This window comes from Mycobacterium sp. URHB0044, from assembly GCF_000620625.1.
Taxonomy (GTDB): Bacteria; Actinomycetota; Actinomycetes; order Mycobacteriales; family Mycobacteriaceae; genus Mycobacterium.
Genome location: NZ_JIAW01000021.1, coordinates 1 through 26,350 on the forward strand (window position 1 = coordinate 1; position 26,350 = coordinate 26,350).

Annotated in this window: 25 protein-coding genes; 11 read left to right on the forward strand and 14 right to left on the reverse strand. The window is 67.2% G+C overall.

All coding sequences use genetic code 11. From position 1 onward, the window contains the following. From N536_RS39825 to N536_RS0129465, 3 genes are all read right to left on the reverse strand, one after another. On the reverse strand, positions 1–573 hold a 573-nt coding region (locus N536_RS39825), incomplete at its 3' end, for an adenylate/guanylate cyclase domain-containing protein (RefSeq protein ID WP_036438085.1). 133 nt (positions 574–706) lie between these two features. Further along, the gene (locus N536_RS0129460; RefSeq protein WP_029116899.1) at positions 707–1,711 is read right to left on the reverse strand and encodes a peptidylprolyl isomerase; all 1,005 of its coding nucleotides are present in this window, start codon (positions 1,709–1,711) and stop codon (positions 707–709) included. Between the two features lie 14 nt (positions 1,712–1,725). Further along, positions 1,726–2,601, reverse strand: coding sequence for a peptidylprolyl isomerase (locus tag N536_RS0129465; protein ID WP_029116900.1), 876 nt, complete (start codon positions 2,599–2,601; stop codon positions 1,726–1,728). Between the two features lie 134 nt (positions 2,602–2,735). Between N536_RS0129465 and N536_RS0129470 the strand changes: the two genes are divergently transcribed. The 3 genes from N536_RS0129470 to N536_RS0129480 are packed head-to-tail and all read left to right on the forward strand — an operon-like array spanning position 2,736 to position 5,434. After that, positions 2,736–3,401 (forward strand): MBL fold metallo-hydrolase, encoded by a 666-nt coding sequence (locus tag N536_RS0129470; RefSeq protein WP_029116901.1) that lies wholly within the window; start codon positions 2,736–2,738, stop codon positions 3,399–3,401. Beyond that, entirely contained in the window at positions 3,398–4,657 is a 1,260-nt protein-coding gene (hisS, locus tag N536_RS0129475) for a histidine--tRNA ligase (RefSeq protein WP_029116902.1), read from the forward strand. Before N536_RS0129470 ends, hisS begins: the two co-directional genes overlap by 4 nt. A gap of 45 nt (positions 4,658–4,702) precedes the next feature. Then, positions 4,703–5,434, forward strand: a complete 732-nt coding sequence (locus N536_RS0129480; RefSeq protein WP_051574852.1) for a DUF2293 domain-containing protein — start codon at positions 4,703–4,705, stop codon at positions 5,432–5,434. Between the two features lie 16 nt (positions 5,435–5,450). Here N536_RS0129480 and N536_RS42690 read toward each other — a convergent pair whose 3' ends face one another. After that, the gene (locus tag N536_RS42690; protein ID WP_029116904.1) at positions 5,451–6,002 is read right to left on the reverse strand and encodes a phage holin family protein; all 552 of its coding nucleotides are present in this window, start codon (positions 6,000–6,002) and stop codon (positions 5,451–5,453) included. 49 nt (positions 6,003–6,051) lie between these two features. Between N536_RS42690 and dtd the strand changes: the two genes are divergently transcribed. After that, on the forward strand, positions 6,052–6,483 hold the full coding sequence (gene dtd, locus N536_RS0129490; RefSeq protein WP_029116905.1) for a D-aminoacyl-tRNA deacylase: 432 nt from the start codon (positions 6,052–6,054) through the stop codon (positions 6,481–6,483). Between the two features lie 69 nt (positions 6,484–6,552). Beyond that, complete coding sequence (locus N536_RS0129495; protein WP_155948793.1) at positions 6,553–6,984, forward strand: hypothetical protein; 432 nt, start codon at positions 6,553–6,555, stop codon at positions 6,982–6,984. Between the two features lie 7 nt (positions 6,985–6,991). Here N536_RS0129495 and N536_RS0129500 read toward each other — a convergent pair whose 3' ends face one another. The 5 genes from N536_RS0129500 to N536_RS0129520 are packed head-to-tail and all read right to left on the reverse strand — an operon-like array spanning position 6,992 to position 12,897. Next, complete coding sequence (locus N536_RS0129500; protein WP_064751599.1) at positions 6,992–7,810, reverse strand: alpha/beta fold hydrolase; 819 nt, start codon at positions 7,808–7,810, stop codon at positions 6,992–6,994. Continuing rightward, a complete protein-coding gene (locus tag N536_RS39835; protein ID WP_051574853.1) occupies positions 7,807–9,489 on the reverse strand; it encodes a FumA C-terminus/TtdB family hydratase beta subunit in 1,683 nt (560 codons plus the stop codon). Before N536_RS39835 ends, N536_RS0129500 begins: the two co-directional genes overlap by 4 nt. After that, on the reverse strand, positions 9,486–10,841 hold the full coding sequence (locus N536_RS0129510) for an amidase (RefSeq protein ID WP_036438088.1): 1,356 nt from the start codon (positions 10,839–10,841) through the stop codon (positions 9,486–9,488). Before N536_RS0129510 ends, N536_RS39835 begins: the two co-directional genes overlap by 4 nt. Then, on the reverse strand, positions 10,838–11,974 hold the full coding sequence (locus N536_RS0129515) for a hypothetical protein (RefSeq protein ID WP_029116909.1): 1,137 nt from the start codon (positions 11,972–11,974) through the stop codon (positions 10,838–10,840). The genes N536_RS0129510 and N536_RS0129515 overlap by 4 nt, the downstream gene beginning before the upstream one ends. 11 nt (positions 11,975–11,985) lie before the next feature. Continuing rightward, positions 11,986–12,897: a nitrilase family protein gene (locus N536_RS0129520; protein WP_036438124.1), complete on the reverse strand. Its 912-nt coding sequence runs from the start codon at positions 12,895–12,897 to the stop codon at positions 11,986–11,988. Between the two features lie 168 nt (positions 12,898–13,065). On the opposite strand from N536_RS0129520, the gene N536_RS0129525 reads away from it, so the two are divergent. Next, positions 13,066–14,100 (forward strand): substrate-binding domain-containing protein, encoded by a 1,035-nt coding sequence (locus N536_RS0129525; protein ID WP_029116911.1) that lies wholly within the window; start codon positions 13,066–13,068, stop codon positions 14,098–14,100. Between the two features lie 155 nt (positions 14,101–14,255). On the opposite strand, the gene helR is transcribed toward N536_RS0129525, so the two are convergent. Beyond that, on the reverse strand, positions 14,256–16,445 hold the full coding sequence (helR, locus tag N536_RS0129535; RefSeq protein WP_029116912.1) for an RNA polymerase recycling motor ATPase HelR: 2,190 nt from the start codon (positions 16,443–16,445) through the stop codon (positions 14,256–14,258). Positions 16,446–16,478: 33 nt separating this feature from the next. Next, the gene (locus N536_RS0129540) at positions 16,479–17,711 is read right to left on the reverse strand and encodes a glycosyltransferase (RefSeq protein ID WP_029116913.1); all 1,233 of its coding nucleotides are present in this window, start codon (positions 17,709–17,711) and stop codon (positions 16,479–16,481) included. 181 nt (positions 17,712–17,892) lie between these two features. On the opposite strand from N536_RS0129540, the gene N536_RS0129545 reads away from it, so the two are divergent. After that, a complete protein-coding gene (locus tag N536_RS0129545; RefSeq protein WP_029116914.1) occupies positions 17,893–18,903 on the forward strand; it encodes an Rv2578c family radical SAM protein in 1,011 nt (336 codons plus the stop codon). Positions 18,904–18,920: 17 nt separating this feature from the next. On the opposite strand, the gene N536_RS0129550 is transcribed toward N536_RS0129545, so the two are convergent. Continuing rightward, positions 18,921–19,748 (reverse strand): helix-turn-helix domain-containing protein, encoded by an 828-nt coding sequence (locus N536_RS0129550; protein WP_029116915.1) that lies wholly within the window; start codon positions 19,746–19,748, stop codon positions 18,921–18,923. 135 nt (positions 19,749–19,883) lie between these two features. Here N536_RS0129550 and N536_RS0129555 point away from each other — a divergent pair, with 135 nt between their 5' ends. The 4 genes from N536_RS0129555 (at position 19,884) to N536_RS0129570 (ending at position 23,890) form a co-directional block, all read left to right on the forward strand. After that, a complete protein-coding gene (locus N536_RS0129555) occupies positions 19,884–20,603 on the forward strand; it encodes an SDR family oxidoreductase (protein WP_029116916.1) in 720 nt (239 codons plus the stop codon). A 139-nt stretch (positions 20,604–20,742) separates the two neighbouring features. After that, positions 20,743–22,101, forward strand: a complete 1,359-nt coding sequence (locus N536_RS0129560; protein ID WP_029116917.1) for a cytochrome P450 — start codon at positions 20,743–20,745, stop codon at positions 22,099–22,101. Next, positions 22,098–23,012, forward strand: a complete 915-nt coding sequence (locus N536_RS0129565) for an alpha/beta fold hydrolase (protein ID WP_029116918.1) — start codon at positions 22,098–22,100, stop codon at positions 23,010–23,012. The genes N536_RS0129560 and N536_RS0129565 overlap by 4 nt, the downstream gene beginning before the upstream one ends. After that, positions 23,009–23,890, forward strand: a complete 882-nt coding sequence (locus N536_RS0129570) for an SDR family oxidoreductase (RefSeq protein ID WP_029116919.1) — start codon at positions 23,009–23,011, stop codon at positions 23,888–23,890. Before N536_RS0129565 ends, N536_RS0129570 begins: the two co-directional genes overlap by 4 nt. Here N536_RS0129570 and N536_RS0129575 read toward each other — a convergent pair. Then, on the reverse strand, positions 23,887–25,152 hold the full coding sequence (locus N536_RS0129575; protein ID WP_029116920.1) for an acyl-CoA dehydrogenase family protein: 1,266 nt from the start codon (positions 25,150–25,152) through the stop codon (positions 23,887–23,889). The genes N536_RS0129570 and N536_RS0129575 overlap by 4 nt on opposite strands. After that, a complete protein-coding gene (locus N536_RS0129580; RefSeq protein ID WP_029116921.1) occupies positions 25,149–26,294 on the reverse strand; it encodes an acyl-CoA dehydrogenase family protein in 1,146 nt (381 codons plus the stop codon). Before N536_RS0129580 ends, N536_RS0129575 begins: the two co-directional genes overlap by 4 nt. Positions 26,295–26,350 lie beyond the last annotated feature (56 nt).

The window sequence follows — 26,350 nt, forward strand, 5'->3', positions numbered from 1 at the left end:
GTGTTCGACCAGCCGTGCGGTCGACTCGGACAGCATCACCCCGCCAGGGGGCGCCACGGATTCCATCCGCTGGGCGAACCCGACCGGCTCGCCGGTCGCGGCGTACCCCAGCGACCCAGAGCCCATGTCACCGGCGATCACCCGGCCCGAATTCAGGCCCACCCGCACTTGGAGGTCGATGCCATCGCGGCGCGCCACCTCGGCCGCCAACCGGTTCGCCTCCTGCTGGATCGCCAGGGCGGCCAGACATCCCCGAAAGGCGTGATCCTCCAACGCCGTTGGGGCGCCGAACAGAGCCATCACCCCATCGCCGGTGTACTCCACGGTCCCGCCGTAGCGGGTTATCACCGCGGCCGAACGCTCCACGACTTCGGTCATGACCTCGCGCAACCGCTCGATGTCCAAGGCAGCCGCGACGTCCATCGAGCGCACCACGTCGGCAAAGAGCACCGTCACCTGCTTGTACTTCGCTGCCGTATCGACCGGCACCAGCTGTGACCCGCATGTGTCGCAGAACCGAGCGTTGTCCCGCACGCCCGTGCCGCACGACTCGCACGCCACGCCAGCCGTCATCGAGCACCGCCGATCTCTCGGGCCGTCCACCCCGATGCCTCAGACTAGGGCTTTCACCAGCGAAGAACGGCGCATTTGACGTCGGCGCCAAGCGGGCGGTGCACGCGTCCCACCGCGATCGCGAGCGCGTGGCCTAGTCCAGGCGGACCGACTCGACCGTCACGTCCGCCGTGGGCTTGCCATCGTCCACGCCGCCCTGCACCCCGCGTGCGGCGATCTTCTCCACGACCGCCAAGCCTGTCTCGTCGACCGTGCCGAAGACGGTGTAGGTCGGCGGCAGGGTCGAGTCGCGGTACACCACGAAGAACTGGCTCCCATTGGTGCCCGGCCCGGCGTTGGCCATGGCGAGTGTGCCGCGCGGGTAGAGCACCGGCACCTTTAGCGCGGGATCGGAGAGCCGGTACTGGTTGGTGGGGTACTCGTTTGGGAACCGGTAGCCCGGTCCGCCCGTGCCCTTACCGGTGGGGTCGCCGCACTGCAGCACGCCGAGAGTTTCCGACGTGGTCAGACGGTGGCACGGGGTTTTGTCGAAGTAACCCTGCTGCGCGAGGCTGACGAAGCTGTTGACGGTGCACGGTGCCTTGGCGTTGTCGAGCTGGACGCCGATCGCGCCGTCGCCCGTGACGATCGTTGCGTCGATCGTCGCCGGTGTGGTCGGCACCCGTCCGATCTTCGGCGGTGTGTTGGGCTTGCTGGCCGGCTCGGTGGTGGCCGGGTACTGGCAGTTGGAACCCAGTGTGGTGGGCGGCTTGAAGGCCGGTAGCGGGGTGCCCGGCTCGGGGCCTGCGGGCGTGCCGGGGTAGGTCCCGTACGGGCTGTCGAGCTTGTCGCTCAGCTGGACCGCCAGTGCCGCGACGGCGATGACGGCCACCACGGCGAACACGGTGATGACTGTCACCAGATAGCTGATCACCAGCCCCGCGATGGCCATCCCGCGGCCCTCTTCGCCGGTGCGCTTGATCTGCGACAACGAGATGTGGCCGAAGACGATGCCCAGGGGTGCGAACAGGAACGCGCAGACCAGCGACGCGATCGCCAGACCGTTCGTGGGCCGTGGCTGCGGCTCGCCGTAATAGCCGTACGGCGGTGCAGGAGGAGGCGGCGGGTACTCGCCGTACGGCGAAGGCGGCAGGCTCACGGCGTGAAGTGGTGTCAGTCCAGCAGGATCGACTTGACCTGAACTGGCTGCGCAGGCTTGCCGTCCGCGCCGCCGCCTTCGATACCGGCCGCGGCGATCTTGTCCAGTGTGGCCAGACCCGTCTGATCGATGGTGCCGAACACGGTGTAGTTCGGCGGCAGTTGCGAATCCTGATACACCAGGAAGAACTGGCTGCCGTTCGTTCCCGGTCCGGCGTTGGCCATGGCGAGCGTGCCGCGCGGGTACAGCACCGGCTGCTGCAGAGCGGGGTTGTCCGGCTGGTACTGGTTGGTCGGGTATTCGTTGACGAACTGGTAGCCGGGTCCGCCGGTGCCCTGACCGGTCGGGTCGCCGCACTGCAGGACGGCGAGGCCGCCGGTGGTGAGCCGGTGACAGGGGGTGTCGTTGAAGTAACCCTGCTGAGCCAGGCTCGCGAAGCTGTTGACCGTGCAGGGCGCCTTGGCGTTGTCCAGCTGCAGGCCGATGTTGCCCTGGTTCGTCGACATGCTGGCGCTGACCTGCGGTGGATCGGTCGGCACCTTGCCGGTGCGCGGGGGATTGACCTTCTTGCTGGCCGCTCCGGCTGCCGGGTACTGGCAGTCCGCACCGAGGTCGGCGGGCGCGGTGAACGGCGGGAGCTTTCCGTCCGCCGGTGGTGCCGGCAGGGCCGAGCTGGACGGCGCGGGGGTCTCAGCCGAGGCGGTGTTGCTGTTGTGGCCCTTGTTGGTGACGACGATGGTGGTCACCACGGCGGCGATCACCAGTACGGCGCCGACGGCGGAGCCGATGATCGTGAGGAGTCGACGCCTGCGAGCCTTGGCTGCCCTGCGCTCCAGCTGCCGCTCGAGTTTGCGCTTGGCCGTCGCCCGCCTCTGCTCGTTGGTAGGCACCGCAGCAGTCCTCCTCGTGATCGTCTTCCATCGCCAGTACGGCGACCATGCTCGCAATCGGCACCGAGTGTGCCAGGCATTGCTGAGCGTAGGCGCTGCGACCCACGGGAATGCGAAGTGGGAAACTGGGCGACGTGTTGCTCACGGGGTTTCCTGCGGGGATGTTGCAGTGCAACTGCTACGTCCTCGCTCCGCACGCGGGTGCCGACGCCCTGGTCGTCGATCCCGGCCAGCGGGCGTTCGGTCCGTTGCGGCGCATCCTCGACGAGAATCGGCTGACCCCCGCGGCCGTGCTCCTGACCCACGGCCACATCGACCACATGTGGTCGGCACAGAAGGTCGCCGACGCCTATGGCTGCCCGGTGTTCGTCCACCCCGACGACCGTCACATGCTCGTCGATCCGATCAGGGGCTTCGGTCCCCGGCTCGCCCAGGTCGCCTTGGGGGCACTGTTCCGCGAGCCGCGTCAGGTCGTCGAGCTGGACCGCGACGGCGACAAGATCGAACTGGGCGGCATCACGGTGACCGTCGACCACACGCCGGGTCACACCAAGGGTTCGGTGGTGTTCCGGGTGACCCAGTCACCCGACGAGCTGGTCTTCACCGGTGACACCCTGTTCAAGCAGTCGGTCGGCCGTACCGACCTCGAGGGTGGCAGCGGCCGCGACCTCCTCGACTCCATCGTGACAAAACTGTTGGTGCTCGACGACGACACCGTGGTACTACCTGGGCACGGCCCCAAGACCACCATCGGCGCCGAGCGCCGGTCCAACCCGTTCCTCGAAGGCTTGTCCAAGTGACTGAGTTTCAAGCGCCCAAGGGCGTCCCGGATTACCTGCCGCCCGAGTCGGCGCAATTCGTCGCGGTCCGTGACGGCCTTCTCGAGGCTGCGCGGCTGGCGGGCTACGGCTACGTCGAACTACCGATCTTCGAGGACACCGCCCTCTTCGCGCGGGGGGTGGGCGAGTCCACCGACGTCGTGAGCAAGGAGATGTACACGTTCGCCGACCGCGGCGAGCGGTCGGTCACGTTGCGGCCGGAGGGCACGGCCGGGGTGATGCGGGCGGTGATCGAACACGGCATCGACCGTGGGCCGCTGCCGGCGAAGCTCGCCTACTCGGGTCCCTTCTTCCGCTACGAGCGCCCCCAGGCGGGGCGCTACCGGCAGTTGCAGCAGGTCGGCATCGAGGCCATCGGCGTCGACGACCCCGCGTTGGACGCCGAGGTGATCGCCGTCGCCGACGCCGGGTTCCGGTCGCTGGGCCTGACCGGCTTCCGCCTCGAAATCACGTCGTTGGGCGACGACACGTGCCGCCCGCAGTACCGAGAACTGTTGCAGGACTTCCTGTTCAAGCTGGACCTCGACGAGGACACCCGTAAGCGCGCCGAGATCAACCCGCTGCGGGTGCTGGACGACAAGCGTCCGCACGTCCGCGAGATGACGGCCGACGCGCCGGTGATGCTCGATCATCTCTCCGACGTTGCCAAGCAGCACTTCGACACCGTCCTGGCGCATCTCGACGCGCTGGCCGTGCCGTACGTGATCAACCCCCGGATGGTGCGCGGGCTGGACTACTACACCAAGACCACGTTCGAGTTCGTCCACGACGGGCTGGGCGCGCAGTCGGGGATCGGCGGCGGCGGCCGGTACGACGGACTGATGCGCCAACTCGGCGGCAAGGACCTGTCCGGAATCGGGTTCGGGCTCGGCGTCGACCGCACCCTGCTGGCGCTGAAGGCCGAGGGCAAGACGGTCGGGGCGACCAGTGCCGTCGACGTGTTCGCTGTGCCGCTCGGCGACGCCGCCAAGCTGGAGCTGGTCAAGGTGGTTTCGGCGCTGCGGGCCAGGGGCGTGCGCGCCGACCTCGCCTACGGCGACCGCGGACTCAAGGGCGCCATGCGCGCTGCCGACCGCTCCGGCGCGTCGGTCGCACTGGTGGCCGGTGACCGCGACATCGAGGCGGGCACCGTCGGTGTGAAGGATCTGGCGACGGGGGAGCAGGTCGACGTCGCCGCGGACGCCGTGGTCGACGACGTGCTGGCCCGCTTGGCCTGACGCTGGCCCAATCTGTCGCACCGCCAACGTAACGTCGACCTCGCTATGGCAAGGATCGAAACCCGAGTGGCACGGATCGCCGACGCAGTCGTCGAGCGCCCAACACGTCGGCGAGGGATCACCGTGATCTCTCCGCACAACGCATTCGCGTGCGCATCGTGTGGCGACGCCGGTGACTTGCTTCTCGAGGACAAGGCAGGTGCAGTGTGTCTGGACTGCGCCGACCTCGGCCACCTCGAGTTTCTGCCTTCCGGCGACGCCGCGCTCACCCGGCGCGCCAGGAAGGCCAGCCGACTATCTGCCGTCGTGGTGCGCTGGAGCACGCGACGCAATCGTTTTGAGCGCCAAGGCATCCTGGCCGAGCCGGCCGCGGTCGAACAGGCTGCGCGAGAATGCCTGTCCGACGCCGACGCGCGCGAGCTCCGCCGAACACGGGATCAGAGCCGACGGGTCGACCAGGACCGGCGCTTCCGTGGGGAGTTCGCCGCCGCCATCCACGAGCAATTCCCGGGGTGTCCGGTCGACCGCGCAGAGGCCATCGCACTTCACGCCGCGGCGCGCGGTAGCGGCCGGGTCGGACGAAGCGCCGCTGGACGAGCCCTGGACCGCAACGCCGTACTCCTCGCCGTCGTCGCCTCCGTCCGCCACGTCGACACCGACTACGACGATCTGCTCATGGCGGGTGTTGACCGCGAATCGGCTCGAGCGCAAGTGAACGAGCATGTCGAGGACGTCGTCGGCGCATGGCGCGACGGTGTCGTGATGCTCGACGGATAGCAGCTACCGACGGCGCCTACCGCGCGCCACCGAACACCGCCGCCGACAGCACGTGCTCCAGGTTTCCGAGGCCGCCGTTGAAGGGATTGCCGCGCTTGAGGGTTCGCGAACCGCTGGGCGTCACCACCACCAGCATCGGGGAACTCGACGTCACCTGCGTGCGGCTGGAGAACCGCACCTGATCCAACGGAGCCACCACGGTGCCGTCGGCGTCGACCAATACCCGTCGGGCGCGGTCGAAGATCGCCACGGGCCGGTAGTCGCCGAGCGGTTTCCTTTTGGCGCGCCGGATCCGGCCGACCACGGCGAACACCCCGCCGGCGAAGACGATGCCGACGACGAGGAACGTCGCGCTGAGCTGCCAGGGCACGCCCCCATCCCCGTTTGCGCCCAGTGCTAGCGTCACCGCACCGAACCCGCCGAACACGAGTGCCAGCACCCCCAGCACGAAGGCGATGGTGGCCCATGGCCCGGTCCCGCGGTCGAAGACGACCACCAGCGGACCCCGCTCGGCGACCACCAGTCCACCGACCTCGGCGAGGATGCGCGGCTCGTCGGGCGCGGTCATGCCCGGGAGTCTGCCACGGCCGCCGCGCGACATGGCAGCATCGGCGAACGTGCGGGTTCTGGTGCAACGGGTTTCGTCGGCGCGGGTGCTGGTCGACGGCGACGTCGTCGGTGAGATCCGGCCCGACGGTCAGGGACTGCTGGCGCTCGTCGGTGTCACCCACACCGACGACCACGACGTCGCCAAGCGGATGGCCGAAAAGCTTTGGCGGCTAAGGATTCTCGACGGTGAGGCCAGCGCCGCCGACGTGGGAGCCCCGATCCTGGTGGTCAGTCAGTTCACCCTCTACGCAAACACCACGAAGGGCCGCAGGCCGACGTGGAACGCGGCAGCGCCCGGCACGGTCGCCGAACCGCTCGTCGACGAGTTCGCCGCTGCCCTCCGGCTGCTCGGCGCCGACGTGCAGACGGGGGTTTTCGGCGCCGACATGGCAGTGGAGCTCGTCAACGACGGTCCCGTTACCGTTCTCTTGGAGCTGTGACCTCTGGATTCCGGGGTGACGGATGCCGTGCGGTGTAACGCTCCGGTACGGTCGCTCGATGTGACTGGCATGCGAACAGCTACAAGCAAGGTCGGGGCGGCTCTCGGGACGGCGGCGCTGGTGGCGTCCGCGGGTTTGGCGTTCAGCCAGGCCACGTCGAGCGCCGAGCCCGCAGGACACCAGGTGCGGTACACGCTCACCTCGGCAGGCGATGGGGACTTCGACCTCTTCTATCTGACGAGTCAGCCTCCCAGCAAGGCGGCGTACAACGCCGACGCCTATGCGTTCGTGAAGCGGGAGAACGTGCACGTGGCCGCCGGTGTGCCGTGGGTGTTCGAGACGACGCTCGCGGACCCGCAGTGGGCGATCCTGACGGTGAGCAGCACCACGCACGGCGGGCAGGCCGCGCCGAATCCACATTGCGACATCGCCATCGACGGGCAAGTGGCCGTGCAGCAGGACGCTCCGTACAACCTGCAGTGCCAGTTGTCGCAGTGGTGACGTCTAGCTAGCCGCCCACTCGCTTCACGGCGTCGGTGATGGCCCGTGCGAGATCCTGCGGTGCCTGAGCATGCGCGAGATGCCCTTGACCGGGCAACCGTACGATCGCGGCCTGTGGCAGCGCGGCAGCGAACGGGGGGAACGCGGTGCCATACGGCGGATGTCCCTCGTTGAGCGCGCCGAGGATCAGCGTGGTTGGCACGGCGATTCGTCGATATCGGCTGAGCGCTGGCTCGTAATCGGTGATGGCGGCCAACTCCTCGGCCAGCGGTTGTGCCAGGGGTAGGAGTATCGGCCAGACTGGGCTGCGGCGCAGTTCGGCGACGTGGTCGGCCGAGAAGCCGGAAACAACGGTGTTGACCAGTTCGACGGCGCGGTCGAGATCGTTGGCGGCAATGGCGTCACGCAACAGCGCCACCGCATCTTGGCCGAAGGGCCGGGACACCGGTTCATAGGCGGTCAGCGACAGGATGCCGTCGTGGTCCAAAGCGGTCTCGAGCGCGATCAACGCGCCGTAGCTCCATCCGAAGAGGTGAACCCTTCCGCCCAGTGACGCGATCACGTGGCGGAGGTCGTCGACCTCGACACGCACCGAGTAGTCCGACCCGAGCGGGCCGCTCGGGACGCGTCCGCGGCGGTTGACCGTCACCACGGGGTTGGGTAGATCGATCGAGTCGACCACCGGTCGCCAGGTCGCCGCGTCTGCCATGACGCCGGGGACGATCAGGACGGGTGCGCCCTTTCCGGGTCGGCGCAGCGCACTGAGAGCGGTGCCAGCCCGATTCAACTCGAGCAGTTCGGAGTTCGTCGAATGCGTACGTGTCACTTCGCTCCTTCCTTGATTAGCGCACGGTCGTGGTTCGCTCGGCCAATCGTCAGCAGAGGTTGATTGCTTCGTCCGTAGAAGTCGTTGCCCTTGTCGTCGATGACGATGAATGCAGGAAAATCCTCAACCTCGATCTTCAGTACCGCTTCCATGCCCAACTCGCCGTACTCGAGGACTTCAACCGCCTTGATGCAATCATGGGCGAGTCGCGCTGCCGGTCCGCCGATGGATCCCAGATAGAACCCGCCGTGCTCTTGACAGGAGCGCCGTACCGCATCCGACCGGTTTCCCTTGGCCAGCATCACCATCGATCCGCCTGCAGCCTGAAACTGGTCGACGTACGAATCCATCCGGCCTGCCGTGGTCGGTCCGAACGACCCTGACGGGTAGCCATCGGGCGTCTTCGCCGGTCCCGCGTAGTACACGGGATAGCGGCGCAGATATTCAGGCATTGGTTCACCCGCGTCGAGTCGGGCGCGGATCTTGGCGTGCGCCAAGTCCCTAGCCACGACCAAGGTCCCGGTCAAGGACAGGCGAGTGCCCACCGGATGACCGGCCAACTGCTCGCGGGTGTGACTCAGTGAGTGATCGAGTTCGATTCGGACGACGTCTCGGTCGAGTGCGGCGTCGCCGACGTCGGGGAGAAACTGCGCCGGGTCGGTTTCGAGCTGCTCGAGGAACACTCCTTCGGACGTTATCTTGCCGACTACATGGCGATCCGCAGCGCACGACACCGCCATTGCGATCGGCAACGATCCGCCGTGGCGGGGTAAACGAATCACGCGCACGTCGTGGCAGAAGTACTTCCCTCCGAACTGCGCGCCGATACCGAGTTCCCTTGTGGCGTCGAGGATATCCTGCTCGAACCGAATGTCACGGAAGCCATTGCCGGCGTCCGATCCGGACGTGGGCAGGGTGTCGAGATAGTGAGCGGACGCCAATTTCGCCGTCTTCAAAGCGAATTCGGCGCTGGTGCCGCCGATCACGACCGCAAGGTGGTAAGGCGGGCACGCCGACGTGCCGATGTCGGCGGCCCTGGCAAGGACGAAGTCGAAGAGCTCCGTGCGATTCAAGGTGGCGGGCGTCTGCTGAAAGAGAAAGCTCTTGTTCGCGCTACCGCATCCCTTGGCCATGAAGAGGAAGCGATAGGCGTCGTCGCCGTCGGCAAGGATTTCGATCTGTGCGGGCAGATTGGTTCCGGTGTTTCGTTCGTCGAACATCGTCAACGGTGCGAGTTGGGAATAGCGCAGGTTGAGGGTGGTGTACGCCCGAGCGATGCCGCGCGAAAGGTGCTCGGCGTCGTGCCCATCGGTGAGCACGTGGCGACCGCGATGGGCATGGATGATCGCAGTCCCGGTGTCCTGACACATCGGCAGCACTCCACCGGCGGCGACGTTGGCGTTGCGCAATAGTTCGGTAGCCACATAGCGGTCGTTCGGCGACGACTCGGGGTCTTCGAGGATGGCGGCGACCTGACGAAGGTGACTGGTACGCAGCAGATGTGATACGTCGCGGTAGGCCTCGAATGCCAGTTGCTCCAGTGCAGTCTGGCTGATATCGATGAACGTGCGTTCTGCCGCGCGCACGGTGCGGATCGCGCCCGGATCGGTGTCGATCCTGCGGTACGACACGGAGTCCGGTCCCGTGGGTAGCAGTCGGGTGTAGGCGAAGTCGTTCATTGCCGGCCGTGCTCCACGCGGGCGGCCAGATCAAAGAGCAGGTGCTCCCGGCCGGGCATGCCGACCAGTTGCAACCCGACCGGCAGACCTGAGACCGTCCCGACCGGCACGGTGAGCGCCGGATGACCGGTGAGGTTCCATGGGCTAGTCAGCGACAGCAGTGCCGAACGAACCTCGACCACTTGCCCGTCGATGGCATGTGCGCGTTGATCGACGTCCGTGGCGACGGTCGGCGCCGTTGGCAGCACCAGTACCTCGAATCGCTCGAACAATTCGGCGGTCACTGCGCGCAATTCCTGGCGCTTGCGGGCGGCTTGAACGTATTGCCATGCCGGTGTGTCTCGGCCGCGTTCGAGTCGATCGATGACTTCGGGGTCGATGTCGTCGCGGTGATCAACGAGGTCTTCGGCGTGCTCGAAATATGCTTCGCTCGACTGCAACGTGCTCAACACCGAGAACAATTCGCCTACGGGGAAGGTGAATTGCACTGTGCCGCTGACCGCAACGCCTGCGCGGTCCATGGACTCTCGGACGGCCGTGATCACCGCCGGATCGGTCGGTCCGATGCAGTTCGGATCCAGCCAGGCGACCCGCGCCGGTACGGCGTCGCGCGCAAGCGCATCCGCAGCAATGATTGCGTAGGCACGCGCGGCATCGGTGGCGGTTCGGGTGAACACGCCGACGTGGTCGAGTGACGCGGCGAGCGGATGGACGCCCTCGGTGGGAACGGCTCCGAACGCGGGTTTGAACCCGACGACCCCACACAGTGCGGCCGGGACGCGCACGGACCCCGCGGTGTCGGTACCCAATGCCAGCGGCACCATTCCGGCCGCGACGGCAACGGCGCCGCCGCCACTCGATCCGCCGCTGATCTTGGTGGGATCCCACGGATTTCGCGATGCACCGTGCACGGAACGGTCACCCGTGGCGCCATAGGCGAACTCGTGGAGGACGTTCTTGCCTACGATGACGGCAGCGGCGTTGCGCAATCTGCGGACGCACTCCGCATCCACGTGGACGCGCCGATTCAGATAGATCGCCGATCCGGACGTGGTGGCGTCGCCCGCGACGTCGATGATGTCCTTCACTGACACGGGGATGCCGTGGAGGAAGCCACGGTCATGCCCACGCGCGAGCTCATCGTCGGCCTGGCTTGCGGAAGCCATGGCAGCGCGCGCGTCAACGGTGGTGAACGCGTTGAGAACCGGATTGAGCCGCTCGATCGTCGCGAGGCTGTGCTGAACGAGTTCGACGCTGGTGATGCTTCCGTTGCGAAGATCCTCGGCGATCGAGTGGATGTCGTGATGGCGGAAGTACCCGGTCAGCAGTGTGGTGTCGGTGATGTCGGTCACGGTTGAAATCCTGGGATCAGTTGTAGGGGAGGGATGATCAGCGACGTGGCGATCGCCATGGCGGTGACGTTGCCGATGAAGGGATGGAAGTCGGCAGGTAGCCGGGACGAGATGGCGGCCGCCAGTGGGGGACACAACACCGCGCCGAGAACCGCCCCGGCGACGATGGACGCCACAGTGCCCCCGTACGTGAGCACACAGGCCGGTGCGACGGACACCACCGGTACGAACGTCGGGTAGAAGGGCCGCCGTACCCACTGGCCGCGCCAAAGCGCCACGGCGATGACCGCGGTGGCCACTTGCGCGGCAAGTATCTGCGGCAACAGGCCCGAGCCGTATGCGGGCAGCGCCGGGTCGAGCAGATAGGCCACCGCGACTCCGAGGATTAGCCCAAGGCTGGCCCATTCGCTGCCGAAGAACTGTGCCTCCGAAAAGTCGGCCAACGCGCGACGTAACACCCATACGGGTCCGTGCCTGCCATCCGCCGGCGGGCTTGGCTGTTCGGACCGACGCTGCAGATGCAGCGGGACGGGCAGCCACGGCAGGCGCCGGCAGACGGTAAAGGCAATCGTGGCGCCGAGCGCCATGCCGCCGGTGACGCCGGCGACTGGCGGTACGCCGACCAGGGGAGAGATGACGTCTGCGCCGAGGATCGACAGCGGCGGAGTGACGACACCGCCCAGTACGCCGCCGGTCAACACGGTCTTTGCCTCGGCGCCGAACATCAGCACCACCGCTGGCGATGTCGATGCCAGCGGAACGAACAGTGGCTGCCAGCTTCCATCGGCCAGCGTCCAACCCCAGGCGAGATTGCTGATGGCCACGCCCAGCAAGGCGCTGGCCAGCATGGGCACCCACAACCCCGACCCACAGGCTTGTGCGAACCCTCGCCACGATCGTTGTTTGGTCTGCCGCCAATGCGCCACCGTCCCGCCGGCAAGCAGACCGAGTCCGGCCAGCGCACTGCTGTAGAAGTTGGGTTCGCTTGCGGCAGAAGCGATAACGTTCAACATCGGTGCGACAGTGCCGACGCTGCCGCTCCAGACCAGGGCCGCGAGGAGGCAGATGGCGACGACGAGCGGCCACAGCGGGAGACTGGCGAGGTGTGGGCGGGTTGATGACGCCGTTGTCATGTCGGTGCCCCCTACCGGGGAAGCGCCGCGCCGCCGCGGTAGCCGAGCAGCTGATCGTAGAGATCGGTGCGACGGTCGCGGAGCAGGTCGTTGAACTGATTCCAGATCGGTGCGCCGCGTGACGCCACGACGTCGATGTCGGCGTAGAGAATGGTGTCCTCGTCTGGCCCCGCAATTCGGTCGATGGGCCAGCCCGTGGTTCCGGCGATCAGGGAGTTGCCCATGAACCCGGAGGTGCGTTCCGTGCCGATGCGGTCCGCGGTTGCGATGAACACGTTGTTGACATGCGCTGCCGTCATGGTCAGATATGCGGCCATACAGGTACCGCTGGCGTCGTACAACGGAGGCGGCGTCCATACCCAGCCGGTGGGGATGCAGATGATGTCTGCACCCTGTTGGGCAACGATGCGCGCGGTCTCGGGGAACCAGATATCCCAACAGACCAACAAGCCGATCCGACCGATCTTGGTGGGGAACACCGGATAGCCGAGGTTGCCGGGGGAGAAGAACAGCTTCTCCTCGTTCCACAGGTGCGTCTTGCGGTACTTGCCGATGTAGCCATCGGGACCGACGAGCACGGCGGTGTCGAATAGCTCGACTCCGTCGAGTTCTGGCAGACATCCCACGACGTAGACGTCGTGCGTGGCTGCGAAGTCGACCCATCCCGCCACCGTGGCACCGGACGGCACGAGCTCCGCATGGGCATAGGCCTCTTCGCGGGACTCGAACGTGTATCCGGTGGTGGCGAGCTCTGGGAGCACGATCAGGTTCGCGCCCGCAGCTACGGCCTTGTTGAGGCGTTCATAGACCGCCTCCGCGTTGGCCTTGAGGTTCTCGACTCCGACCTGAGGGTTGAACTGCACGACGGCCACCCGTGCCGGGCTGTGTCGCAGATCGTCGGCTGATGGGCTCTGACCAGGCATGTTGTTCTCGCTTCCGGTGAAGGGGCACAGGTTGTTGAGTGGTTCGACACGTCCGACCCGATTGCCCGAACGTTCGGGCCGAACGTTCGGGCTATACTGCTCCTCGGTTCGGTGGGCTGTCAAGGGTCGGAGCGAATGAAGAGAACCAGCAAACAAGGGATGGCAGGAGTGAGGCGATCAAGCCCGGCGACATTGCAATCGATCGCCGACGATCTGGGCCTGCACGTGTCGACCGTGGCGCGGGTGCTCAACGGCATGCGGGAAGGAGAGCGAGCGGCGTCCGGCGCAACCGCCGAGCGAATCCGGAAACGCGCGGCGGAGGTCGATTATCGCCCGAATCCGCACGCTGCCAGCTTGCGAACCCGACGCAGCAACCTGGTTGGTGTTCTGGTGCCGCGGCTGAGCGACATCGTGCTGGCGACGGTCTACGAGGGCATCGAGGCCGCCGCCGCCGAACTGGGCGTGACGGCCTTCGTGGCGAACACCCAGGACGAAATCTCCGGCCAACGCAATAGGATTGAGATGATGCTCGACCGTCGAGTCGACGGGCTCATCCTCGGTGACGCACGCTCGGACGATCACACGGTGCTCGAGGAGCTCACCGAACGCGAGGTGCCATTCGTCCTCGTCAATCGCAGCGTTGGAGAGTATCCCGCAGCCACGTGTGACAACTACCTCGGTGGACGCATGGCAGCCGAACATCTTCTGAGCCTGGGGCATCGACGGGTTGGGATCATCGCAGGCCTTCCGCATGCCAGTACCGGCATCGACAGACCGGCGGGTTTCATCGATCGGTTTCGCGAGGCGGGCATCGACGTGCCCGACGAAAACGTGGTGTATTCAGGTCTCGACAGCAACGGTGGTCACGTCGCCGCCGACCGGATGTTGAACGCGTCCGCGCCGCCGACGGCGATGTTCGCCGTCAACGACTTCGCTGCGATCGGTGCCGCTGGCGCAATCCGCAATCACGGTTTACGGGTGGGTGCAGACGTTTCCTTGATCGGCTTCAACAACATCGCACTGACTGCGGAATTACACGTTCCGCTTACCTCGATCGAATCGCATCCGTTCGACATGGGGCGAGATGCGGTACGACTACTGATCGACGTACTCTCCGGCGGGCCGGCCGGGCAGCGACGCACGGAACCCGTTCTCGTAGTGCGGGACTCGACGTGTGAAGCACGTCATTCGAACGTTAAGTGAGCCTAGCGAATTCGACAATCTCCGCTATCGGCGTCGCCGCGGCCGGCTGATCGGCTACGGCTTCCGGCCCGAGCGCGTCCGCCCCCGCCCGCATCCTCTCTCCGAACGGCGTAGCGACCCCAGGAGTAGCGAACACGATTGGCCGCCCACTCGCTTCACGGCGTGACGGTTTCGACGAGCCCGGTCAGGGCCTGCGGCAGTGGCCCCCGGTGCAGGACACCGAGGCGCTGCGTGGCGCGGGTGAGGGCCACGTACAGCTCGGCCGCGCCGCGTGGGCCTTCGGCGAGGATTCGTTCCGGTTCCACGACCAGGACGGCGTCGAATTCCAGGCCCTTCGTCTCCGACGGCGGTACGGTGCCGGGGACTCCCGGTGGCCCGATCACGACGCTGGTGCCAACGCGTGCGGCTTCGTCGCGAACGAATTCCTCGATGGCAGTTGGTAGTTCGTCCTCGGTTACGTGCCTTGACCATGGCCGGACGCCACACGCACGAACCGACTCCGGTGGCTTGACCCCGGGTGCGAACTCGGCGAGTAGCGCGGCGGCGACGGTCATGATCTCCGCCGGGGTGCGGTAGTTCACCGTGAGTGACCGGTAGACCCAGCGGTCGGCAACGTAGGGCTTCAGCATCGTGTCCCACGACGTGGCTCCGGCGGCGGACCGGCGTTGGGCGAGGTCGCCCACCACCGTGAAGGACTTGCCCGGGCAGCGGCGCATCAGCGCGCGCCAGTCCATGTCGGACAATTCCTGAGCCTCGTCGACCACGACGTGCCGGTAGGTCCAGTCTCGGTCCGCGGCAGCGCGTTCGGCGAGCTCCCGGGTGTCGCGCTCGACGAAGCGTTCCGCCAGGTCCTCGCCGCCGATCATGTCCTGGGCGAGCAAGCGATCCTCGTCGTCCATCAGGTCTTCACGGCTGACCATGAGGTCCAGAACGCCGGCTGCGTACGCGGCCTCCTCCTTCCGTGCCTGTTCGGCGGCCAGGTCAACGGACTCGTCAGCGCCCAGCAGGTCGACCAGTTCGTCGAGCAGCGGCACGTCCGCCACCGTCCAGGCGTCGCCGTCCGTGCGCAAGAAGGCCTGATCGACACCCGCGGCGTTCAGCCGATCGGGCGACGAATACAGCGCTGCCAACAGTGCTTCCGGCGTCAAGACCGGCCAGAGTTCATCGAGGGCGGCGGTGAATCCATCGTGGTCCTCGAGCTCGTCGAGTAGCTCGGCCCGCAGGTGTTCCCATGCGTTGCGGTCGTCCCGACTCAACCAGCCCCGGCCGATGTGGGCTATCGCTCGTTCGGTGAGCGCCCACGTGACGACGTCGATGAACACCGCGCGGGCCTTGTTGTGTGGCAGTCCGCTTGCGCGCGCCTCCTCCCTGGCCCACTGAGCGACCTCGGCGTCGATCCGCACCGTGACGTCCGCGAGCTTGATCGGCAGTGGTTGCTCCGGCAGCCGCTGCCGATCGGCGATCGCCGCCGCGAGCACGTCCAGGATCTCCAGTGAGCCCTTCAGGCGCGCGACGTCGGGGGTGTCCTCCGCGGTGACGTGCAAACCGGGCACCAGGTCGCCCGTGGTCATGAACACCACGTTGGTCTCGCCCAGCGACGGGAGTACGCGGCCGATGTGGTTCAGGAAGGCCGGGCTTGGCCCGACCACGAGCACACCGGTGCTCTCCATCCGCTCGCGCTGGGTGTAGAGCAGGTAGGCGACGCGGTGCAGTGCGACCACGGTCTTGCCCGTGCCCGGGCCGCCCTCGATCACCAGTACGCCTGGGTGATCGAGCCGGATGATCTGGTCCTGTTCGGCCTGGATGGTGGCCACGATGTCGCGCATCCCATCACCGCGCGGCGCGTTGACCGCTGCGAGCAGCGCAGCGTCCCCTCGCTCGCCACCACTGGGGCGGCCGAGCACCTCGTCGGTGAAGTCGACCACGTGCCGCCCGAGGGTGTGGAACTGACGGCGCCGGCGCATGTTCTCGGGATTGGCCGCGGTGGCGACGTAGAAGGCGCGTGCTGCCGGCGCCCGCCAATCGAGCAATAGGGTTTCGTACTCGTTCTCGTCGTCGAGAAGGCCGATCCGGCCGATGTAGAAGTGTTCGCCCGAAAGGGTGTCCAACCGACCAAAGCACAGCCCGCTGTCCGCCACGTCCAGGCGCTTCATCTGGTTGGCCAGTGCCCGCACTTCGGCATCCCGATCGACGAGTGTCCCGCCATTCTGGACGTCGATGGGACTCCGCAGTGCCGCGCCGTATCTATCCTTCACTCGTGCGCGCTCGGCGTCGAGCCGCGTGTAGAGCCCAGTCACGTAGCTTCGCTCGGACCGCAGGTCGTCGTCGTAATCCTGAGTTGACATGTGCCCCTTAGTGTTTTCCAAAGTCGACGATCTTCATGCGGGCACCGGTGGTGTCCGGGTTGCCAAGTCACGTAGCAGCTTCGCGGCCACCGTCGCCCCGTCGGTCCGGATCGTGCCCGCCACGGCAGCCGCGCGGGCACGGGTCTCGGTCGCCAGTGCCGTCGCGAGCGCGCCCGACAGCGACTCGAAGTTGGGGGTCGGACCGTCGTGCGCGGCGCCGATACCCAGCGTAGCCACCCGGCCGGCCCAGTACGGCTGGTCCGCTATCTGTGGTACCACCACCTGCGGCGCGCCGGCCAGCGCAGCCGTGGTCGTGGTGCCTGCGCCGCCGTGGTGCACGACGGCGGCCACCCGACCGAACAGTGCCTGCTGGTTGACCTCGCCGACGACGAAGCAGTCGTCGCGGTCGTCGATCGCGGTCAGGCCGGCCCAGCCGCGGGCCAGGAGCACGCGGCGGCCCTGCGCTCGGATCGCCTCGATGGCCACCCGGCCAACGTCCCTCGGCGCGTGCGAGGCGATACTGCCGAAGCCTACGTACACCGGTGGTGAGCCGGCGTCGAGGAACGCCTCCAGATCGGCCGGGAGTGGACGATCGTCGGGCAGGATCCACGCGCCGGTCTGCACGACGTCGAGGTCCGTTCTGTCATGCCACGGCCACAGCGTCGGGTCCGTGGCCAGCCACGGCCGTTCGGTGAAGACGTAGTCACGCACGTTGTCGACCGGTGGCAGACCGATCGCCGCTCGATGGCTGTTGAGTGCCTCGGCGTACAAGGCGTTCACCCTCTCGGCGTCCTGGTTCCACAGCACCCGATTGTCGGTCTCCCCTCGCGGGGATGGCGTGCCCGGCCGCGCCCCGGGCGGGAAGTGCCGCGACGGCAGCCCAAGGGTGTGGAAGCAGACAAGCACATAGGGGATGCCCAGCTTCTCGGCGACATCCCGTGCGCCTGCGGGCATCAGGCCGGTCGCCAGCAATGCGTCGCACCCCTCTGCGGCCGCGGTGAACGTGTCGAACCGCGCGGCGACCAGTTGGGGAGCGAGCCGGAAGGCGTCCTGAGCCGTTGGCGGCTTCGTGCCGGCGACCACCGAGCGCACGGACGGACCCAGCGGAACCATCGGCACGCCGGCACGCTGCAACAGCACCCTGAACTCCTCGTCCGGGGGTGCGCACATCCGCACGTCCACGCCGAGCGCCTGCAACGCCACCGCCAGTCCTGCCAGCGGCTCGACGTCTCCGCGCGACCCCCACGTCGTCAACAACATCCGCATTTCACTACCTCGGGTTCACGAGTTCTGGCTTGAGGCAGCGATTTTGCGGCATGACCCGGGTCTTGTCGCAAGCCCCCTAGTCGGCTATAGATTGAGAGTGGGAAGGCGTTGTTCGCCTTCCCTTCGTCGTGCCGGGCCCAGCCGCCTTGACATCTGCTCGAACAGGAGTTCGAATGAATGGGTGAGGTGGGACGGTCAGGGCATCAACGTCGACGACGGCGCGCTGCCCGGGTTGGAGCGCATCGGTTTCGTCCGGACGGTGCGCGCACCGCAGTTCGACGGCATCACGTTTCACGAGGTGTTGTGCAAGTCCGCGCTGAACAAGGTGCCTGCTGCGTCCATGCTGCCGTTCCGCTTCACGGTCAATGGTTACCGTGGGTGCAGTCACGCGTGCCGATACTGCTTCGCCCGGCCCACGCACGAGTACCTCGACTTCGATCCCGGTGCGGACTTCGACACTCAGGTCGTGGTGAAGACCAACGTCGCCGAGGTGCTCCGCCGGGAGCTGTCGCGCCCGTCGTGGACCAGGGAAACCGTCGCGTTGGGCACCAACACCGATCCCTATCAGCGTGCCGAGGGACGTTACGCGCTGATGCCGGGAATCATTGGGGCACTGGCTGATTCGGGCACGCCGTTCTCGATCCTCACCAAGGGCACCCTGCTGCGTCGCGATCTGGGGCTGATCACGGCTGCGGCCGAACATCTCGACGTCAGCGTGGCGATCTCGCTGGCGGTCGGCGATCCCGAACTTCATCGTCGGGTCGAGCCAGGCACGCCAAGTCCACGAGCCAGGTTGGACTTGATCCGCGCGGTGCGTGATGCGGGGCTGGACTGCCACGTCATGGTCGCGCCGGTGTTGCCCGCCCTGACCGACTCCGTCGAGCACCTCGACGGGCTGTTGGGTCAGATCGCCGCCGCAGGCGCCTCGAGTGTGACGGTGTTCGGCTTGCACCTGCGCGGCTCGACACGCGGTTGGTTCATGGCGTGGCTGGCGGGTGCGTATCCAGAGTTGGTCGCGACGTACCGCGAGTTGTACCGGCGCGGCGCCTATTTGCCGGCCGACTACCGCGACCTGTTGCGCGAGCGGGCGGCGCCGTTGATCGCCAGACACGGCCTGAACCGCGACCAGCGGTCGTTTCGCGCCGCGCCCCCGCCGCCCGTCGTCCCCGATCCCGAGCTGACGTTGTTCTGAGGCAACGCTATTCGCGTCTATTCGCGAAGGGTCGCGGCCAGCGAGCCGAGCAGGGCCAGCGCCTCGGCGCTTCGGGATCCCGGCTCGGCGTGATAGACGACGAGTTCCTGCCCGGGGCTCGAGCGGACGTCGAAGGTCTGCATCGTCAGCGTGACCTCGCCGACGTTCGGATGCACGAAGGTCTTCTGGCGCAATCCCTTTCCGCGCACCTGGTGCCGACTCCACAGCGTCGCGAACTCCTCGGAGTCGCCCAACATCGTGGAGAGCACTTCGCGCACCCGGGCGTCGGCGGGATCCTGGCCATGGCCCAGGCGAAAACCCGCGACGGCGTCGGCTGCCACGTCGGGCCAGTCTCGATAGAAGGTGCGTGCGCCGGGGTCGGTGAACACGACCCGCAAGAGGTTGCGTGAATGCGACCAGCCGCCGAACAGTGCATCGGCGATCATGTTGGCCGCCAACACGTCATAGGCGCGGTTGTAGATCAATGCCGGGTTGTCGGGCCACGCGTCCATCAGTTCGATCAGCGCCGGGTCTACCCGGCCGACGGCGCCGACGGGCGTGGCCGGCGTCGTTCCGGCCAATCGGAAGAGATGGTCGCGGGCATCGCCGGCCAGTCGGAGGGCCGCTGCCAGCGCCTCGACGACCTGTGCCGACGGGTTGCGCTCGCGGCCCTGCTCGAGGCGCGTGTAGTAGTCCTGGCTCAGACCCGCCAGCATCGCGACCTCTTCGCGTCGCAATCCGTCGACCCGTCGACGTTGCCGGGTGTCGGCGGCAAGGCCCGCCTGGTCGGGTGTGACTTGCGCGCGTCGTGCCCGCAGGAAGGCGCCCAGGTCGGTGTCGGACATGGATTCAGGCTACGGAATCCGCCGCCGTCCAGCCTGGGTGTGGCACACCCAGGAAACGTCCGGCCTTCCGCGGTCACGACGACGATGCGAGCGTGGTGATCGATGCAAAACCGCCATCGTCGAGGAGGAACTGACGTGACCACCACCCAATTGGTCGTATTCGTGACGGGTGCCAGCAGTGGCATCGGACATGCCATCACGCAGCGACTGGCCCGCGACGGCCACCGCGTCGTGGCCGCCGCCCGGCGCACCGATCTGCTCGACGAGTTGGCGTCGACGGTCGACGGTGTCGAGGCGTGCGCGCTCGACGTCACCGACCTCGATGCGACGCGCGCCGCGGTGGATGCCGCCGTCGCGCGGCACGGCCGGATCGACGTGTTCGTCGCCAACGCCGGCGTGATGCCACTGTCGCGGCTCGACGCCGGCCTCGTCGACGAGTGGAATCACATGATCGACGTGAACATCCGTGGCTTGCTCAACGGAATAGCTTCGGTGCAGGGACATTTCGCTGCGCAGGGCGGCGGCCACTTCGTCACGATGGCATCGATCGGCGCTCACGAGGTGAGCCCGACCGCAGCCGTCTACTGCGGAACGAAGTTCGCGGCGTGGGCGATCACCGAAGGGCTGCGACTGGAGTCGCCGCCAGAGGTGCGCGTCACGACGGTATCGCCGGGCGTCGTCGAGAGTGAACTCGCGAACACGATCACCGACCCGATCGCCAAGGATGTCATGGCCGATTACCGCCGAAATGCCATTCCTGCGCCGGCCATCGCGGACGCGGTTGCCTTCGCGGTGGCCCAGCCGGCCGATGTCGACGTCAACGAGATCGTGGTGCGCCCCGTCCGGCAGCGCTGAGCCCGGTGGGACCGGCCCTCTATTGGACATGTGTGGAAGGGGGCCTTGTATCCATCGGTACCGTGACGTACCGTAATCGGTACTTATTCGTACCGACCGGAGGTGCTGGCGTGGGAGAGACTCGTGGGTGAACGCCATCATGGGTGAGGTGACGACTGACCCGGTACGGCTCCCTCCCGCGCCGCGGATCCCGAAGTTGGTGCAGGGCATCGGCTTTCTGACGGCGCGCGACAAGGCGGTCGCCGCCGTGGGCCGTCGCTACGGTTCGGAATTCACGCTCAACCTCCCGATCTTCGGTAGGGCCGTGGTGATCAGCGACCCAGCCCTGGTCAAGGAACTCTTCACGATGAGCACCGACCTGATCGCCCGCGGCGGCACGCTCGGGGACGTGCTCGGCCCGGGTTCGACGTTCAGCCTGGACGGCACTGCACATCGGCAGCGCCGCAAGCTGCTCGTGCCGCCGTTCCACGGCAAGCGCATGCAGGGTTACGAGCACATCATCGAAGAAGAGGTATTGCGCGAAATTGCGGCTTGGCCAGAAGGCGAGAGCTTCGCGACGCTGCCGTCGATGATGCGGATCACCCTCAACGCCATCCTGCGCGCCGTGTTCGGAGCCGACGGGGCCGCCCTGGAGGAACTGCGCGAACTCCTGCCGCCGATGGTGCTCAAGGCGTCGCGACTGGCGGTGATGCCGCCCGCCGTGCGCCGACACTACGGCCCGTGGAGTCCGTGGGGCCGCGTGCAGAAACTGCGGCGGCGGTACGACGCCGTCATCGCCGGCCTCATCGCCGACGCACGCAGGGACCCCGCGTTCGACGAACGCAACGACGTCCTGGCGCTGCTGTTGCAGGCGCGGTACGACGATGGGTCGCCGATCTCCGACGACCACGTCGCCGACGAGTTGCTCACTCTGCTCGCGGCCGGCCACGAGACCACGGCAACCACGCTGGCGTGGGCCGTCGAGCGGCTCCGTCGACACCCACGATTGCTCACCCGGCTCACTGAGGAAGTGGACGCCGGGGGTTCGGACCTGCTGCAAGCCACCATCTTCGAGGTGCAGCGCACGCGGCCCGTCATCAACGCCTTTGCGCGCGTGACCAAGGCCCGGATCAGGCTGGGCGAGTGGGTCATTCCCGAGCGGCACGTGGTGCTGGTGAGCATCTCGCTGGCCCACGCCGCTGAGCGCAACTTCACCGACGCCGCGGTGTTCGACCCGGACCGCTTCGTCGGCAATCCGCCCGACACGCATGCCTGGATTCCGTTCGGTGGCGGAATCCGGCGCTGCATCGGCGCCTCATTCGCGAACATGGAGATGATGGTCACCTTGCGTATCTTGTTGCGGGAGTTCGAGTTCGGCACCACCTATTCGGCAGGCGAGGCGGCGCATTCGCGCGGCGTGGCCACCGCGCCCGGTCAGGGCGGGGTGGCGGTCGTCTACCGCCGTCATCCGCGGACGCTGAGTGCGGTGCACGACGGGGCCGAGCAGGTGTCGGCGTGACGGGCGAGTCGATCATCCCCGTCGGGCGTGGCATCCAGTTGTGCTACGACGCGTTCGGCGACGAAACGGCACCGCCGGTCCTGTTGATTGCGGGGCTGGGGCAGCAACTGCACAGCTGGCCAGACGAATTCGCCGCGACGCTCGCCGGCCGGGGATACCGGGTGATTCGGTTCGACAACCGCGACGTGGGCCGATCGACGCATGCGAGCTTCCCGAAGCCGAAACCGTTGGCGATCTTGCGCGGCGGCAGCGACGCGCGGCAGTACCACCTCGGCGACATGGCCCGCGACACCGTCGGTCTGCTGGACGCGCTCGATCACCGCGAGGCTCACCTCGTCGGCATCTCGATGGGGGGCATGATTGCCCAGACCGTCGCCGCGCACTATCCGGGACGGGTGCGGACGCTGACGTCGATCATGTCGAACACCGGTGCGCCTCGCATCGGGCGTCCTGCGTTGTCGACGTGGTTGCGGATGGCGACCGCGAGGCCGCCGCGCAATCGGCTCGAGGCGATGAACGACGCGGTGCGGATCTTCAGTCACATCGGGTCGCACGGATTCCCGTTCGACGAGGCCTGGGTACGCGAGAAGGCCGGTCTGGCTTGGGATCGCGATCCGACCTCGGACGGCGTGGCACGGCAGTTGGCAGGGATCTTCGCCTCAGGGGACCGCACGGCGGAACTGCGGAACATCGACGTGCCGACCCTGGTGATCCATGGCGATCGGGACAGGATGGTCCATCCGACCGGTGGTGCCGCCACTGCAGCAGCCATCCCCGGTGCACGGCTGGAGACGATCGTCGGCATGGGCCACGACCTGCCTGCCGGCGCATGGGACCGCATTGTCGACCTGATCGCCGACCATCTCGACAGTTCGCCCATCTCAACCGCCCAGTCAGAGGAGACCGCATGAGCAAATCAGCCGCGAACGTGATCAGCGGACGCACGGTGGTCATCACCGGCGCCGCCTCCGGTATCGGTCGGGCTCTGGCACAACGGCTTTCATCGCACGGTTGCCCCGTTGCAATTGCCGACGTCGACGAGCAGGGACTGAAGGAGACCGAGGCGAGCATCGGCGGACCGACGCTGACCAAGATCCTCGACGTCCGGGACGGGCAGGCGCAGTACGCCTTCGCCGCCGAAGTCCGGGACTGGGCGCCCGCGCCGCTGGGCGCGGTGTTCAACAATGCCGGCGTCGCGGTGTCGTCGAGCGTCCTCGATTCCGTCGCCGAGGACGACGACTGGTTGTGGGACATCAACTTCCACGGCGTGGTCAACGGCACCCGAGCGTTCCTGCCGATCCTGGTCGCCCAGGACTCCGGGGCGATCGTGAACACCTCGAGTGTGTTCGGTCTGGTCGGCATGCCGAATCAGAGCGCCTACTGCTCGGCGAAGTTCGCCGTCCGTGGCTTCACGGACTCGCTGCGCCAAGAACTCCGCGGCACCGGCGTCAGGGCCGTCAACGTGCACCCGGGCGGCATCAACACCAACATCGTGCGCAACGCCCGCTTCCGCAAGGACCCCGAGGGCCGCGGCCGCAGCCACGACCAGATCGTTCAGGAGTTCGCGGCGATCACCATGACCGAGCCCGCCAAGGCAGCGGAGATCATCCATCGGGGGGTCGAACAGGGCAAGGCGCGCATCCTCGTCGGACCCGACGCCTATCTCTTCGACGCCCTCGCCCGGCTGGCGCCCACGCACTACTACGACATCCTGAGCGCGTTCGAATCGCGGCTGCGCGGGCGGGCCCGAGCAGAGGTCGCCCAGCAGCCCTCTGCGGCAATCGGTTAGCGCGCCGAGTCGCTGTTGCGCTTCACCTGGTTGAAGGGCACTCCGCGGTCCGCGGCGTACTCGCGGGGGAAACCCAGCACGCGCTCGCCGATGATGTTGCGAGCGATCTCGTTGGTGCCGCCGCCCAGCGACGCGGTCTGACGCGAGGGGTAGCGCTCGCCGTAGCGGAACAATCCGCTGCCGTCGTCGACGACGCCGGAGCTGGCCGCGATGGCCAGCGCGGTGTCGATCTCGAACTGGACGGTCTCCGCGTGCGTGATCCGGATGATCGAGCCAGCCGCGGGAGGCAGGGAGCCGTCCAAGACGCCGTGGTAGACGTGGTCGACCAACTGGTCCTGGACGGCACGATGCACCAGTGCGCGGCCGGCCATCTCGCGGACCCGCTCGTTGTCGGTCTGGCCCGTCGCGTTCAGCAGTGCGACGTAGTCGACGGGTTGGTCCGTCTCACCCTCGGCGCCTACGCCACTGGAGAATTCGGAACCACCGCCGACGGCGCGCCGCTCGTGGAACATCTGCCGCGACGCCACCGCCCAGCCGTCGTTGACCTCGCCGACGACGGCGTCGTCGCCGAGTTCGAGGTCGTCGAAGAACTCCTCGCAGAACTCGTTGCCGCCGTCGACCTGCTTGATCCTGCGCATGGTGATGCCGGGACTCTTGATGGGCACCAGGAACATCGTGAGTCCCTCGTGCTTGGGCACGTCCCAGTTGGTGCGTGCCAGCAGCAAGCCGTAGTCGGCGGCGAACGCGCTGGTGCTCCATGTCTTGGCGCCGTTGATGATCCACTTGTCGCCCCGGCGGTCGGCCCGGGTGATGACGCCGGCCAGATCCGATCCGCCACTGGGCTCGGACAGCAGCTGAACCAGGACCTCGTCGCCCCGGATGGCCGCCGAGATGCGGTCGCGCTTCTGCTCCTCACTGCCCGTGTCGAGGATCGTCGCGGCGCAGATGGTGAAAGTCGGCGTGTTGAGGATGATCGGCAGCTCGTAGTCGCGTGATTCCACGTCGAACGCGCGCTGGTAGGCGATCGGCAGGCCGAGGCCGCCGTACTCCTTCGGGAAGCAGATTCCGGCGAAGCCGCCTTCGTACAGCTTCTTCTGCAATTCACGCGCGCGCAGCCAGGGGCCCTCGGCGCCGCGGTCGGCGTCCGGCGGGTTCGCCGGATCGACCCGTGGCATGTTCGCGGCGAGCCAGACCCGCGCCCTGGCGGCGAACTCGGCGACCGTCTCCGTGGTCGTGGCGGTCGCTGACGTCGTCTCGGTCATGACGCGGACTCCAGCTTCTCGGTGAGCGCGTAGACACGCAGGTTGTGGTCTTCGGGAGTGCCGAACATCGAGCGGTTCAGCGTGACTCGGCGTAGGTACAGGTGGAGGTCGTGTTCCCAGGTGACGCCGATGCCGCCGTGCATCTGTACGCACAGCTGCAGCATGCCCGGCGCGTGTTCTCCGATGTAGGACTTGGCGACGCTGACCGCCATCTCGGCATTGGCCGCACGCGCGCCGACCGCGGCGACCGCCGCAGCGGTGGTGGCCCGACACGCCTCCAACCAGATCTTCATGTCCGCGTACTTGTGCTTGAGCGCCTGATATGAGGCCAGCGGCCGACCGAACGAATGTCGATCCAGCCCCCACTGAACGGTGAAGCCGAACACGGTGTCGAGAATGCCGACCACCTCGGCGCACTGCAGCACTTGGGCGATCTGGGACTGCCGCTCGATGAGCGCCGCCGTCTGGGCCGCGGTGCCGACCACGGCGTCCTCACCGACCTCGACGCCGTCGAAAGTCACTCTGGCGTAGCGCTTGACGAGGTCGAGGGAGTTCTGGGCCTCGATCGAAACGCCGGAAGCATCTGCCGGAACGAGGAATTGGCGGACCACGCCGTCGGACTGCGCGACGACCAGGAAGATGCCGCTCTCGGCGCCGGCTTCGACCCGGTCCTTGACGCCGTCGATCCGGAAGCCGGACGCCGTCCGCGTTGCCGTGACCGTGGCCTGCAGCGGCGCCCACGGCCGTGTGGGCTCGTAAACCGCCCAGGATCCGACGAGCTCTCCGGACACCAGCGATTCGATGACGCCGGAATGCGTTTCGGCATTCTCGGCGTCGGCCAGCCCGGCGAGCACCGTGCTCACCGGGTGCAGGGGACCCTGGGCGACGGTCTTGCCGACCAATTCGGCGATCAACGCGAGATCGGCGACGCCGTCGCCGGAAACACTGCCGCCACCGAGCTCCTCGGGCACCAACAGGCTGGCCCAGCCCAACTCGGCGGCGCGTTGCCACCAGTCGGCTTCGAACGAGGCGCCCGCCGAATGTAATTCGCGCACCCTGCTCAGTGAGGCCTCCTTCTCCAGGAAGGCTTGCGCGGTCGATGCGAACAACAACCGTTCGGGTGAGTCGGCGGTGGTGGTCATGCTATTGGCCAGCCTCTTCGAAATCGGGCCCGTCGCCGTTGCGAGCGCACCGGTGG

What these genes read in the sequence shown, in the direction of transcription:
- N536_RS0129480 (WP_051574852.1), top strand. Translation starts at nt 4,703, where the DNA reads ATGGCAAGGATCGAAACCCGAGTGGCACGGATCGCCGACGCAGTCGTC.
- N536_RS42690 (WP_029116904.1), bottom strand. Translation starts at nt 6,002, where the DNA reads ATGACCGCGCCCGACGAGCCGCGCATCCTCGCCGAGGTCGGTGGACTG.
- N536_RS0129495 (WP_155948793.1), top strand. Translation starts at nt 6,553, where the DNA reads ATGCGAACAGCTACAAGCAAGGTCGGGGCGGCTCTCGGGACGGCGGCG.
- N536_RS39835 (WP_051574853.1), bottom strand. Translation starts at nt 9,489, where the DNA reads ATGAACGACTTCGCCTACACCCGACTGCTACCCACGGGACCGGACTCC.
- N536_RS0129515 (WP_029116909.1), bottom strand. Translation starts at nt 11,974, where the DNA reads ATGACAACGGCGTCATCAACCCGCCCACACCTCGCCAGTCTCCCGCTG.
- N536_RS0129520 (WP_036438124.1), bottom strand. Translation starts at nt 12,897, where the DNA reads ATGCCTGGTCAGAGCCCATCAGCCGACGATCTGCGACACAGCCCGGCA.
- helR (WP_029116912.1), bottom strand. Translation starts at nt 16,445, where the DNA reads ATGTCAACTCAGGATTACGACGACGACCTGCGGTCCGAGCGAAGCTAC.
- N536_RS0129540 (WP_029116913.1), bottom strand. Translation starts at nt 17,711, where the DNA reads ATGCGGATGTTGTTGACGACGTGGGGGTCGCGCGGAGACGTCGAGCCG.
- N536_RS0129550 (WP_029116915.1), bottom strand. Translation starts at nt 19,748, where the DNA reads ATGTCCGACACCGACCTGGGCGCCTTCCTGCGGGCACGACGCGCGCAA.
- N536_RS0129560 (WP_029116917.1), top strand. Translation starts at nt 20,743, where the DNA reads ATGGGTGAGGTGACGACTGACCCGGTACGGCTCCCTCCCGCGCCGCGG.
- N536_RS0129570 (WP_029116919.1), top strand. Translation starts at nt 23,009, where the DNA reads ATGAGCAAATCAGCCGCGAACGTGATCAGCGGACGCACGGTGGTCATC.
- N536_RS0129575 (WP_029116920.1), bottom strand. Translation starts at nt 25,152, where the DNA reads ATGACCGAGACGACGTCAGCGACCGCCACGACCACGGAGACGGTCGCC.
- N536_RS0129580 (WP_029116921.1), bottom strand. Translation starts at nt 26,294, where the DNA reads ATGACCACCACCGCCGACTCACCCGAACGGTTGTTGTTCGCATCGACC.